Origin of the sequence: Bradyrhizobium sp. SZCCHNRI3052 (assembly GCF_032484895.1) — a bacterium.
In the GTDB taxonomy this organism is placed as follows: Bacteria; Pseudomonadota; Alphaproteobacteria; order Rhizobiales; family Xanthobacteraceae; genus Bradyrhizobium.
Genome location: NZ_JAUETW010000002.1, coordinates 1,029,088 through 1,041,748, shown reverse-complemented (window position 1 = coordinate 1,041,748; position 12,661 = coordinate 1,029,088). Strand labels below are relative to the sequence as shown.

Sequence of the window (12,661 nt, the reverse complement as noted above, 5' to 3'; positions counted from 1 at the left end):
AACCTGCCTCACAGCGCCAGGCACGTGACGCACGGTGCCAAGTTTATCTCGCAGCGGCCTGCCCGTCGGTGCGGGACGACGACCATTGCCTGGGCGATTGACCGTACCGTGCCCGAAACACCCGGCTGAAATGCGCGGGGTCGACGAAGCCGACGAGGTACGACACGTCGGTGATGCTCTGAGGTTCCTCCGCGCGATCTCGCAACAATCGCGCAGCTCGCGCGAGACGTAGCTCTTGGACCAACCCCATAGGCGTCTGATTGATCCGGCGGACGAGCCGGTACAGCGAGCGGCGGGACAGGCCGACAGATCGGCCGATGCCGTCGGGGCTGAGATCGGGATTACTCAACTGAACCTCAATGGCCTGTCTCACTTGGTCGATTTTCGCAGCGTTCGGGATGAAGGCGCTCCGTTTGGCAGCGCTCGCAGGCAGACTTGCTTCCACAGCATCCATAAACAGAACTTCCATCGAAGCCTGAACCCGCAAATTCGGCCATTCGGGAGACCCCAGGGCCTCGGAAATCATTGAGAGTGCAACCCGGCTCTCAGCCGACCTCGCGAGGCGGGTTCCGCCAAGCTGAGAGCGCGGCCAATGTTCGCAGTATCGATGACTAACGGTCACCCCGATCGTTCGACTGCCGTCCGGAATCAGAAATGAAGTCGGCACGGAAGCGTCAAAGATGGCCCATTCGCCGGCCCGGAGTTCCGTCGCACGATCAGACTGCTTCACGAATGCGCTTCCGAATCGCTGCAGCAAAATAAAGCAGCTTCCCGTCTCGGTCGGATCGATCGAAAATCCGTACGTGTCGTTGGCGCGGCCCAGTCCAGATGCGGCAACATAGTTGTCAACCAGCAGTGCATCGCCCAGTCGCTCAAGTCGTCCCCACACAGAGAACGAATGCGCCCGCCTCGTGTAGCAGCTTCCCGCGAAGTGCGGCTCGATAGCGGAGTGCCATTCGTCCGGCGACGTGAAGCGCCGGTGCATCGCGGAAATCGAATGGACGGGGCCGTAGGGCATTCTGCTCTCCAGGTCCCAATTATGAATGGTTGAACCTTTGCGTCAAGAGTGTTAGGTAGATGCCAATCAAAAGATCTGGCTGTCATCTGGATGGCCGGCAACAAGTCTGCTTGGCGGCAGGGAGGATCTGGTGGCTGGCGTGTTCCAGGGTCTGAAAGTCATTGACAGCGCCACCTTTGTCGCCGGCCCGGCGGCGGCCGTGATCCTCGCGGACTTCGGTGCGGACGTCGTCAAGATCGAGCCGGTCGGCGCCGGCGATCCGCAGCGGGTCCTCGGTCGTCTTCCTAACCTGCCAAAAGCCGACCATAACTACGCGTGGACAGTTGCCGCGCGCAACAAGCGTACGCTGGGGTTGGACCTCAAGACCGAGACTGGTCGAACCATCCTGGGGCAGCTCGTGCGTTCCGCCGATGTTTTCGTTACCAACCAGTCTCCGGCTTCACGCACTCGGCTCGGGATCAGCTATGAGCAGCTTTCGGAAATCAATCCGCGTCTCGTCTATGCGGCGCTCACCGGCTACGGGGAGACAGGCCCCGAAGCTGAAAGACCGGGCTTCGATGCCCATGCCTATTGGGCTCGATCGGGATTGGCCGATAGCGTACGCCCCGACCCCGAGAGCTCTCCTGCGGCACCCACTATGGGGATGGGCGATCAGCCGACAGCGGTCACCCTCTACGCCGGGATTGTCACGGCGCTCCTTTACCGGGAGCGCACGGGCCGGGGGAGCTGCGTCACGTCATCGCTGCTCGCCAACGGAGTCTGGTCGAATGCGGCATCGATCCAGGCGGTCCTGTGCGGTGGCGAGATCCAGTACCGCCTCCCCCGAAAGGCCACCCGGAACGCTTTGACGTGCTTCTATCGGTGCGCTGACGACCGCTGGTTCATGATCAGTCTGGTGCAGGAGGAACGCGATTGGCCGCGCTTCTGCCACGCAATCGGCCGCTCCGCCTTAATCGAGGACTCACGCTTTTCGGCGCTTGCAACACGGCGCGCCAATGCGGCCGAGCTTGTGGCACTTCTCGACGACCTGTTTGCGAGCCGCATCTCGTCCGATTGGCAACGCATCTTTCAGGCGGCTGACCTGACCGCGGCGATCGTGGCCAAGGCCGGAGATCTGGTCGGCGACGACCAGATGTATCATGCCGGTGCGCTTGTCAGAGCCGAGTGGATGCCGGGGCATGGCGCAATCGTGGACAGCCCGTTCCGAATAAGCGGTATCACGAAGAGGCCCCCAAACCCCGCACCGGAATTGGGCCAGCACAGTGGGGAAATCCTGGAGGAGCTTGGATATTCCGACGAGGACATTGCTCGCCTGAAAGTATCTGGCGTTGTCGGCTGATTGACGGCCGAAGTCCCGGCCCACTGTTCCAAATCGGTCGTAACCGAGCTGAGTTATGTCGATGGGAGGATCAACCATGCCACGAAGATACCTGCCCTATTTCGCCGCCGTTGGGTTGGCGGCGAGCCTCGCGGCTCTACCGGCCAATGCAACCGAAAAGAAGTACGATCCGGGCGCCACAGACCAAGAGATCAAAATCGGAAATCTCGCTCCCTATAGCGGGCCCGCATCAGCCTACGGCATCATCGGTCGCGTCGCTGCAGCGTTTTTCCGCAAGGTCAACGATGAAGGCGGCATCAACGGGCGGAAGATCACTTTCGTCAGCTACGATGACGCGTTCAGTCCGCCGAAGGCCGTGGAGCAGGCGAGAAAGCTGGTCGAGAGCGACGAGGTGCTCATGATCTACCAGTCGGTTGGAACGCCCTCGAACGCGGCGATCCAGAAATTCTTGAATGCCCGGAAGGTGCCGCAGCTCTTTGTCGCAAGCAATGCCACCCGCTGGGGCGATCCGGACCATTTTCCATGGACCATGGGCTGGCAGCCAAATTTCCAGAGCGAAGGGCGCGCCTACGCAAAATACATCCTGCAGAACTATCCGAACGCGAAGATTGCCATGCTCTGGCAGAATGACGACGGAGGGCGCGACGAGGCGAAGGGTTTGCGCGATGGGCTGGGAGAAAGGGCCTCGATGATCGTCGCCGAATCGTCATTTGAATTGTCGGAACCGACGATCGACGCTCACATCGCGCGGCTGAGAAACTCCGGCGCGGACATCTTCGTGTCCTGGACCACGCCGAAAGCAAGCGCTCAGGCCATCCGCAAGCTTGCAGAACTCGAGTGGAGGCCGGTCGTCTTCCTCGCAGGCGTCTCCACCTCCGTGGCGAGTGTGCTCCGTCCTGCAGGTCTGGAGAACGCCAAGGGGATCATCTCGAATGCCTATTTAAAGGACCCCAGCGATCCCGCCTGGAGCAACGACGCGGCCACGAGAGGTTGGAATGCGTTCATGGACAGGTATCTTCCAGATGGGGACAAGGCAGACCGCGTCACCGTCTATGGCTACGCCGTTGCGCACACGCTGCTCGAAGTCCTCAAGCGATGCGGCGACAACCCCACGCGCGACAACATCATGCGGCAGGCCGCGAACTTAAGGGACCTGGACGTTCCGATGCTCTTGCCCGGCATCAAGATCAATACGTCTGCTAAGGATTATTTTCCAGTCGAACAGATGCAACTCATTCGCTTCGACGGTCAGAGGTGGCAGCCTCTCGGAGAGCTGATCGACGGCGAAGTCGGAAGCGCCGGGACCAACTGAGGTGAGCTCGGTCCTGTGCTTTCCCAACGCAAATGCGAGAAGCAGATCCCATGCCTCGGCTCACGCCATCGTCGCGCGTGCGTCTGCGAGCCCTGGGAATCGGTTTCGTCGATGGCCTCAAGGTGCAGGACCTCTATCTCATGAAGCGTCGGAGAGGGGGTGACCGAGTATGCCCCGGGGGCATGCAGGTCATGGGAATTTATCGCTCGGGCGCACTCGCCGAGTACGTCGCCGTTCCAGCGGAAGCAGCACTAATCCTGCTGGATGGCACTTCCGCCGAGGCAGGGCCTCATTTTGCGCAGATATCTCACGGCCCATTCTGCGCTGACAGAGGGCGCAAGCTACAAGCTGGCGACCAGATGCTCGTCCCGCGCCCAGCCGGAGGCGTCGGAACCGCCGCGATACATTTGCGGATGATATTCGCAGGCCCGTCATTGCGGCGCCTCGACCGAAAAGAAACGAAAATCTTGCGTTCGATCAATTATACGCACTCCAATTCCGTAAGAGGCTATCATGAAAGCAGTCGTCGTCGAGAACTACGAAGCCATCGACAATGTCGCTCTAAAGGATGTGGCTCAACCGGACATAACGCCTGGGATGGTTCGTGTCCGGATACAGGCTGCAAGCGTTGGCTTTGTGGACGGCTTGAAGGTCCGGGGCCTATATCAGACCAGGGATCCCCTGCCCTTCACACCGGGCACAGAGTTTGCCGGCACAGTCGATGCAGTCGCCCCGGACGTGGAAGGCTTTGCACCAGGGACGCCGGTTATCGGTATGGCCAGATCGGGTGGGCTTGCTGAGTATATTTGCCTCCCAGCTTCAGCGCTTTTCGTCAGGCCGGAAGACGTGGCACCGGAAGTTGGCGCTTCGTTTTTTGCGAATTATCTTACAGCGCTCTATTCGCTGAAGGTGCGGGGAACGCTTCGTCAGGGCGAAACGCTGCTGGTGCTTGGCGCAGCCGGCGGGGTTGGCATCGCCGCGGTACAAGTCGCAAAGCTACTGGGCGCCTCGGTCATAGCAGCCGCATCGACTGAGGCGAAACGGCAGTTTGCGACGGCGTACGGCGCCGACGCAGTGGTGAACTACACCGTCGACGGCTGGCGTGACGAGATAAAGACTCTCACCAGTGGCCGCGGCGTCGACGTGATCTTTGACCCGGTGGGCGGTGACCTGAGTCTGCAGGCATTCCGTTCGATCGCCTGGAATGGGCGTCATCTTGTCGTCGGGTTTGCGGCCGGCAGCATTCCCGCGCTGCCGTTCAATTTACCACTTCTGAAAGGAGGCGCATTGCTGGGCGTCGACCTCGCTCAGATCGGCCGCCGCGAACCGGACGTGCGCGACCAACTGATTGCCCAGCTATTCGCCTGGTTGAGCGAAAAGACACTCCTTCCGGTCGTAGGGAAGATCTTCGCCTTTCGGGATTTCCGCGATGCCTTCAAGGCAATGACCACGCGTTCCGCACTGGGAAAGATGGTTGTTCGGATCGATTGACGATCGCCTTCGACGCTTTGCATGAGGACAACCTATGAAAGTTTCCGACGCCCTAAACTCACGAATGTCGGTCCGCGCGTTTCTGGATAAGCCGGTCCAGGGAGAGATCGTGAAGGATATCCTGCTGGCGGCCGGTCGTTCGCCTTCGGGCGGCAACCTTCAGCCCTGGCATGTCTGGGCGCTGGCTGGTCAAGAGCTCGAACGGTTCAGGTCGCTCGTCGCCGAGCGGATGAAGATCAACCCAATGGGCGAAAAAGCAGAATACAACATCTATCCACCCGAGCTGAAGGAGCCGTACAGGACCCGACGCTTCAAGAACGGCGAAGATCTTTATCGCACAATTGAAATTCCACGCGAGGACAAGGCCGCGCGCCTGAAGCAGCTCGCGAAGAATTTTGGATTTTTCGGCGCTCCGGTCGGCTTGTTCTTTGCCATCGATCGCGAGATGGAGCCGGGACAGTGGGCTGATCTTGGCATGTACTTGCAATCCGTCATGTTGCTGGCCTTCGAAAAGGGATTGGCCACTTGCCCGCAGGAAGCGTGGGCAATCTGGCACAGGACGATAGCCGAATTCATCGCTTTGCCGCCTCATCTCATGATCTTTTGCGGCATGGCTCTCGGCTACGCGGATGCTGAGCATCCCATCAACAGCCTTCGCACGGAGCGCGCCGACTTATCGGAATTTGCGACGCTTCGAGGCTTCTGACTTGCGGGGCACGATGAAATCATCGACACGACCACCTTCATGTTGGGTCTGAAGGGGCTTCGCTATCATGGCGGCACCATCCCTTCGCGAATGACCCTTGGAGCAAGGTGCTCCAAGGGTCCTGTCGTGTGCAGCGCTGGCGCTTAGACTCCAATGACAGAGCTCGGCGCAAGCGCAGGATAGCTCTTCCAAGAGCAACTTAAGGCGACATGACTCTCACGAACCGAACCGGCCTGCCCTCGAAGATCGCATCGCGGTTGCGCCTGCCTTTGGTGGCCGCTCCGATGCTCCGGGTATCGGGCGTCAACCTCGTCACGGCGGTTTGCCGGTCGGGGGCGATCGGCGCCTTTCCCACTGCCAACGCTGGATCGGTCGAAGAACTCGATCACTGGCTGAGAGCGATCGAGCATGGCGTTGCAGACTTGGGTCATCAGGCTGCACCACACTGCCCCAATTTGATCGTGCGGCAGCCGCGCTTCCAGGAAGACCTTGCTTGTCTCGTCCGCCACAAGGTGGAGATCGTCATCACCAGCGTCGGGTCTCCTGCAGCGGCCGTTGGACCGCTGCAGGATGTAGGCTGTCTCGTATTCGCCGATATCGCGTCTCTGAATCACGCAGAGAAAGCAATCAAGGCCGGGGCGGATGGGCTGATCCTGTTGAGTGCCGGGGCGGGCGGCCAGACCGGCTGGGCAAATCCATTTTCCTTCGTCCGAGCCGTCCGAGCAATCTTCGACGGACCGATCGTTCTTGCGGGCGGCGATGGCGTCGCGTTGGCTGCTGCGCAGCTGCTCGGTTGCGACCTTGCTTATATGGGAACGCGCTTCATCGCCACGCGGGAAAAGCATGGCGAGTGACGCCTATCGTCAAATGCTCATCGACAGCACCATGGATGACGTGATCTTGACGAAGGCCTTCACCGGACTCGAGGCGAGCATGCTGCGTCCTTCGATCGTCGACGCCGGTCTCGATCCCGCTCATTTGGATGAGTCCGTTTCGCAAGAGCGTGCCAAGGAGGTGTTTGGGACCAAGTCGGGCGGCCCGCGTCGTTGGGCCGAGGTCTGGAGCGCAGGCCACTCCGTGTCCGGCGTGCGCTCCGTGATGGGAGCGGCGGAATTGATCGACGAGATCGCCAGAGAATATGTAGCGTCGGTCAATTCGGATCTAGTCCGAAGCAGCAAGCAACTGCGAACGTGACGAACTGGTCCGCCGCGCGACAGTCAACGCATGATCAGCAGGCGAACCGTGTCGCAGGAAATCGTAGTTTGGCGCACGACGTCGTGCAAATGGCGGAGAGGGAGTCCGCGAGACGGCGCAAAATATCTCTTTTATTCAACTGGTTGGGAGATTCACGGACCAGCGGTTCCACAAAATTACCCTCACCCACTTAGTGGATTGGAATGGAAAAAGACGGACAAACGCGGCCAAGTCTCACAAGGCGCGAACTGTTACCAAATCTTTCTCATACCTCCAGGCTCCGACGGGTTCACGTCGAGCAGTGCTTGGAGCGAGCTCACGAGTTCCAACCGCCGACGTCCTACGGTTGTAGTAATGAGATCCCCTGTCCCAATCAACTCGTAAAGCTTCGTGCGTCCCAAGCCAGTGATCTCGCATGCTTCGTTAATCGTGCAGGTGAGCCGTAGAACGAACGGAATCGACCTCGGTTCTCCAAATGGCTTGGATGAAGCAATCGACACCCCTTCGCCTCTGTCTCCTGACCTTGCCCCCAAGTTTTATCCAGATCTGAGTTCGTTCGGGCGGTTGGATGTGCCCATCCGGGCGGTCGTAGCGGCGGGAGCTGGCGCGACCTCATATTTCTTGACGATTTACGCCTTCGCCATTGCTTATCGCCTCGTTGAGGCTCTTCAGCATAGCGCGTTTGAACAGCACCTGGATGGGCTATGAACAGCGCTCTATTTCAGCACCATCACAATAGCGACAGTTGGCTATGGCGATATCGTGCCGAAGACCGCCGCGGCGCGGTCGCTTGTGATGGGCCATTGGGCTCCTTTTTTTAATGCTACTGGGCTCGTCGGCCGAAGATCCACCGAAGTTAAGCGCCGCCTTCAGTATTCGACCACCGATTGACCACCGCTACACCGTGAACGAACGTGGAAGCTCGTGAGCCGACGCCACGAAAAACGTCAATGTTTTTCAAGACCTTCGAGCAAGCAGGCCCGCTCATAACGGCCTGGTTTCAGGTTCTCGCTGATTGCTGATCAGGGCTAGCGATTCTGGCCGCAAGATCGGCAAGATCGAGAACAATCTCCCCCCGCGGCCGACTATGCGTTGTTTCAGATCGGCAGTTGGGTGACGGGACGGCGCGGAGATCGACCGCTCGATGAAACGATTCCGAGATTTCGCGGCGTGGCCTTGTCCGTGGCGGAAAGTCACGGCCGACGACGATGCGACGTCCTCCGCCGCCCGACTATAATCCGCTGTCTTTCACAGACTGCATGACGACAAATGTCGACGTATTCGACACATGCGGAAGGCTCGAAATCTTTTCGCCCAATACCTGCCGATACCTTTTGATATCAGCGGTTCGAACCTTCAGCAGGTAGTCAAATGAACCTGCGATCATGTGGCACTCTTCCACCTCCTTGATCTTCATGACCGCCGAGTTGAACTCGGTCAACGCCTTCTCCCGTGTGTCCGAAAGCCGGACTTCCGCGAAAGCAACGTGCTCCAGTCCGAGCCGTCGTGGATCCAGCACGGCCCTGAAACCAACGATGTAGCCGTCGTCCATCAGGCGCTTCAATCGCACCTGACACGGCGTTTTGGATAGGCCGACCTGCTTGGCCAGGTCGGTTACCGACATCCGGCCATCTTCGGCCAAGGCCTGCAGAATTCGCCCATCGAACTGGTCTATTTCACTATTTTCCTGCGTTTTCGCCATGCGATTGGACCGACTTGCTCCAGATGAAAGGTCGATAATACCATATTTCGGCAGAAACAAAGTCTGAAAGCCGGAGCCGCCAATGCTATTTCTAACTCGGTTCGATCAAGCGTCAGATGAAGGCTGAGGTGATGTCCAACTCCACCATGACTGTTCTTCCGCAAAGCGACTCCGAGGCGGACCGGCATGCAGTCTTCTCCAACTTCGCTCCGCCGATCCATCCGCAGCGCGCATTGCGTCAAGCGATCACGGCGGCCTACCGGCGTCCGGAAACGGAGTGCCTGCCCCCACTCGTGGCGGCCGCAACACTCCCGGCGAGACTCCAGTCGGCGGCGACGGAGACCGCACGACGTCTCATTGAAAAGCTGCGCGCCAAGCAAACACGTTCCGGAGTCGAGGCGCTCGTTCAGGAGTACGCGTTGTCGAGCCAGGAAGGTGTGGCTCTGATGTGCCTTGCCGAGGCGCTGCTTCGCATCCCCGATACGCCGACGCGCGATGCACTGATCCGCGACAAGATCGCCACCGGTGACTGGACGTCGCACCTTGGCGGCGGACGGTCGCTGTTCATCAATGCCGCGACATGGGGACTCGTCGTCACCGGCAAATTGAGTTCGACCGTCAGCGACGGCAGTCTGGCTTCCGCACTGGCTCGCCTGATCGCGCGCTGCGGCGAGCCGGTCATACGTCGCGGCCTCGACATGGCGATGCGCATGATGGGAGAACAATTCGTCCGAGGCCAGACGATCGAGGAGGCGCTCCGCCATTCGAGCTCTCTAGAGCAACAAGGCTTTCGCTACTCGTATGACATGCTCGGCGAAGCGGCAATGACCGCCGCCGACGCCGAACGCTACTACAAGGACTACGAACACGCGATTTTCGCGATCGGACAAGCGTCCGCAGGACGCGGCGTCTATCAGGGCCCGGGCATCTCGATCAAGCTGTCCGCACTGCATCCACGCTACTCCCGGGCGCAGTCCACGCGCGTCATGGATGAACTCCTACCCAGGGTGAAGGCGCTGGCACTCCTGGCCAAGCGATTCGACATCGGCCTCAATATCGACGCCGAGGAGGCAGAACGGCTCGAATTGTCGCTCGATCTTCTCGAACAGCTCTGCCTGGATACGGACCTCTCAGGCTGGCATGGAATGGGGTTTGTCGTACAAGCCTACGGCAAGCGCTGCCCATTCGTACTCGACTACATCGTCGATCTTGCGCGCCGCGCCGGCCGCCGCATCATGGTCCGCCTCGTCAAGGGCGCCTATTGGGACGCTGAGATCAAGCGCGCCCAGGTTGATGGGCTGAACGGGTTTCCCGTCTACACGCGCAAGGTCTACACGGACGTCTCCTACATTGCTTGCGCCAGAAAATTGCTCGCAGCACCCGACGCGATCTTCCCCCAGTTTGCGACCCACAATGCCCAGACCCTCGCCACGATCTACTATATGGCCGGTCAGAATTTTCAGCCCCGGCAATACGAGTTCCAGTGTCTGCACGGCATGGGCGAACCGCTCTATGAAGAGGTCGTCGGTGACGCCAAGCTCAACCGCCCTGTGCGGATCTACGCACCGGTTGGCACGCATGAGACCCTTCTCGCATACCTCGTTCGGCGCCTGCTCGAAAACGGGGCGAACTCCTCCTTCGTCAACCGCATCGTAGACCCGAACATATCGGTCGACGACCTCGTGAGCGATCCCGTGGAAGCCGTCAAGGCGATGGCGACGATGGGCGCACAGCACAGCAAGATCAAACTGCCGGCCGAGCTGTTTGGAAGCAGTCGAACGAATTCGGCAGCCCTTGATCTGACCGATGAAGCCATCCTCGCGTCGCTCACACGCGCGTTGAAGGCGAGCACCGGCATCGAATGGAAGGCGACACCTCGACTCACGACCAACGAGGCGAGCGCTCCAGCACGTCCGATCTGCAATCCCGGAGATCGCCGCGACATCGTCGGCTGGGTGACTGACGCATCGGACGACGATGTGCTGCGGGCGACTGAGCAGGCTTCCGCTGCAGCCGCGAGTTGGGCGTCCGTACCACCGCCGGAGCGCGCCGAATGCCTCACCCGGGCTGCCGATTTCATGCAAGATCGGATGCCCACCCTTCTCGGCCTGATTTCGCGTGAAGCCGGCAAGTCGTTGCCGAATGCGATCTCCGAGGTGCGCGAGGCGATCGATTTCCTGCGCTATTATGCAGCGGAAGCACGCCGCACCCTCGGCCCGGCTCAAAAGCCGCTTGGTCCGGTCGTTTGCATCAGCCCGTGGAATTTCCCGCTGGCGATTTTCATCGGACAGATCTCAGCCGCACTGGTCGCCGGCAATCCGGTGTTGGCAAAACCTGCCGAAGAAACCCCGCTGATCGCGGCCCAAGGCGTTCGCATCCTGCATGAAGCGGGTATTCCGGCCGACGTCCTGCAACTGGTGCCGGGTGATGGCCGCGTCGGCGCCCTTCTGGTCGCCTCGCCGGCGATCTCGGCCGTGATGTTCACTGGATCGACCGAGGTCGCGCGTCTGATCCAGTCGGAGCTTGCAAACCGACTTTCGATGGAAGGTCGGCCGATCCCATTGATCGCAGAGACCGGCGGGCAGAATGCGATGATTGTCGACTCTTCGGCGCTTGCAGAACAGGTCGTCGGTGACGTGATTGCATCGGCCTTCGATAGCGCTGGCCAACGCTGTTCGGCTCTTCGGGTCCTTTGTCTCCAGGAAGATGTTGCGGATCGCATTCTGAACATGCTGAAAGGCGCAACGCGTGAGCTGACCATGGGGCGCACAGACCGCCTGTCGGTCGATGTCGGTCCGGTCATCACGTCGGAAGCAAAGAAGACGATCGAGGAGCACATTGAGACGATGCGCGGCTTGGGTTGCGCGGTCGAACGGATCGGCCAGAGCGCGGACACCACCAATGGCACGTTCGTATCTCCAACGATTATTGAACTCGATAGGCTCTCTGATCTGACACGGGAAGTCTTCGGACCTGTTCTTCACGTTCTGAGATACCGCCGTGAAGATCTCGATGCCCTGATCGACGACATCAATGCAACGGGCTATGGCCTCACCTTTGGCCTGCATACACGTCTGGACGCAACGATCGCGCACGTCACACATCGCGTCAAAGCAGGAAACATCTACGTGAACCGCAATGTGATTGGCGCTGTCGTCGGTGTCCAGCCATTTGGCGGCCGCGGACTGTCCGGTACGGGCCCCAAGGCCGGCGGCCCGCAATATCTGGGGCGACTTGTCACGCCCTCCCCGATCGCGCTGCAGCCCAGCTCCAACAACACCAACACGGCGCTTCTCGATTGGGCGAAGTGGCTTGAGGACAAGGGGGCGAACGCGGCCGCCGACGCGGCTCGTTATTTCGGTCAAGTCTCCGCGCTCTGGCATGAGGTCGAGCTCCCCGGGCCCGTCGGTGAACGCAACGTCTACGCGTTGCATCCGAGAGGCCTCATCCTTTTGGCACCCGAAACGGTGACCGGCCTCTATCATCAGCTTGGCGCAGTCATCGCCACCGGCAATCACGCGATAATCGACGCTGCATCGGGATTGCAGAGCTCGCTGGCGGGGCTACCGCCACACTTGGCCGGCCGCGTGTCCTGGTCGACCGACTGGGACGCTCACGGTCTCTTCGGGGGCGCCCTGGTCGAGCGCGGGGTCGAGCGCGTCCAGTCCGTCTGCAAGCGGATCGCCGCCATCCCGGGACCACTCGTGCCGGTTCAGGCAGCTTCAGCAAACGAAATTGCCCGAAATCAGAATGCTTACAATATCCAATGGCTGCTGGAGGAGGTGTCGACGTCGATCAACATGGCCGCGGCCGGCGGCAATGCGAGCCTGATGACGATCGGGTAGGACGTCGAGCGCACGCGCTTCCCGCGCGTGCACTTCGAGATGCGATCGCAGCAG

8 protein-coding genes and 2 pseudogenes are annotated in these 12,661 nt (G+C 60.2%); 7 read left to right on the top strand and 3 right to left on the bottom strand.

All coding sequences use genetic code 11. From position 1 onward, the window contains the following. Nucleotides 1-43 precede the first annotated feature (43 nt). Entirely contained in the window at nt 44-1,018 is a 975-nt protein-coding gene (locus QW887_RS10340; RefSeq protein ID WP_315828351.1) for a helix-turn-helix domain-containing protein, read from the bottom strand. Between the two features lie 130 nt (nt 1,019-1,148). On the opposite strand from QW887_RS10340, the gene QW887_RS10335 reads away from it, so the two are divergent. From QW887_RS10335 to QW887_RS10315, 5 genes and pseudogenes are all read left to right on the top strand, one after another. Then, complete coding sequence (locus QW887_RS10335) at nt 1,149-2,357, top strand: CaiB/BaiF CoA-transferase family protein (protein WP_315754092.1); 1,209 nt, start codon at nt 1,149-1,151, stop codon at nt 2,355-2,357. 76 nt (nt 2,358-2,433) lie between these two features. Beyond that, nucleotides 2,434-3,669 carry an ABC transporter substrate-binding protein gene (locus QW887_RS10330; RefSeq protein ID WP_315754090.1) on the top strand — a complete coding sequence of 412 codons (1,236 nt, stop codon included), beginning with the start codon at nt 2,434-2,436 and terminating at the stop codon, nt 3,667-3,669. A 513-nt stretch (nt 3,670-4,182) separates the two neighbouring features. Next, the gene (locus tag QW887_RS10325) at nt 4,183-5,160 is read left to right on the top strand and encodes an NADPH:quinone oxidoreductase family protein (RefSeq protein WP_315754088.1); all 978 of its coding nucleotides are present in this window, start codon (nt 4,183-4,185) and stop codon (nt 5,158-5,160) included. Between the two features lie 34 nt (nt 5,161-5,194). Then, on the top strand, nt 5,195-5,866 hold the full coding sequence (locus QW887_RS10320) for a nitroreductase (protein WP_315754086.1): 672 nt from the start codon (nt 5,195-5,197) through the stop codon (nt 5,864-5,866). A 209-nt stretch (nt 5,867-6,075) separates the two neighbouring features. After that, a pseudogene (locus QW887_RS10315) lies at nt 6,076-7,060 on the top strand (NAD(P)H-dependent flavin oxidoreductase). A 251-nt stretch (nt 7,061-7,311) separates the two neighbouring features. Here QW887_RS10315 and QW887_RS34900 read toward each other — a convergent pair. Further along, nucleotides 7,312-7,560, bottom strand: a complete 249-nt coding sequence (locus QW887_RS34900; protein ID WP_409998687.1) for a helix-turn-helix domain-containing protein — start codon at nt 7,558-7,560, stop codon at nt 7,312-7,314. Between the two features lie 223 nt (nt 7,561-7,783). Between QW887_RS34900 and QW887_RS34895 the strand changes: the two are divergent. After that, a pseudogene (locus QW887_RS34895) lies at nt 7,784-7,951 on the top strand (ion channel); the annotation flags it as partial. Nucleotides 7,952-8,291: 340 nt separating this feature from the next. Here the strand turns inward: QW887_RS34895 and QW887_RS10310 are convergent. Continuing rightward, the gene (locus QW887_RS10310; RefSeq protein WP_315754084.1) at nt 8,292-8,762 is read right to left on the bottom strand and encodes an Lrp/AsnC family transcriptional regulator; all 471 of its coding nucleotides are present in this window, start codon (nt 8,760-8,762) and stop codon (nt 8,292-8,294) included. Between the two features lie 146 nt (nt 8,763-8,908). On the opposite strand from QW887_RS10310, the gene putA reads away from it, so the two are divergent. Beyond that, complete coding sequence (putA, locus tag QW887_RS10305) at nt 8,909-12,607, top strand: trifunctional transcriptional regulator/proline dehydrogenase/L-glutamate gamma-semialdehyde dehydrogenase (RefSeq protein WP_316172773.1); 3,699 nt, start codon at nt 8,909-8,911, stop codon at nt 12,605-12,607. Nucleotides 12,608-12,661: the final 54 nt, after the last annotated feature.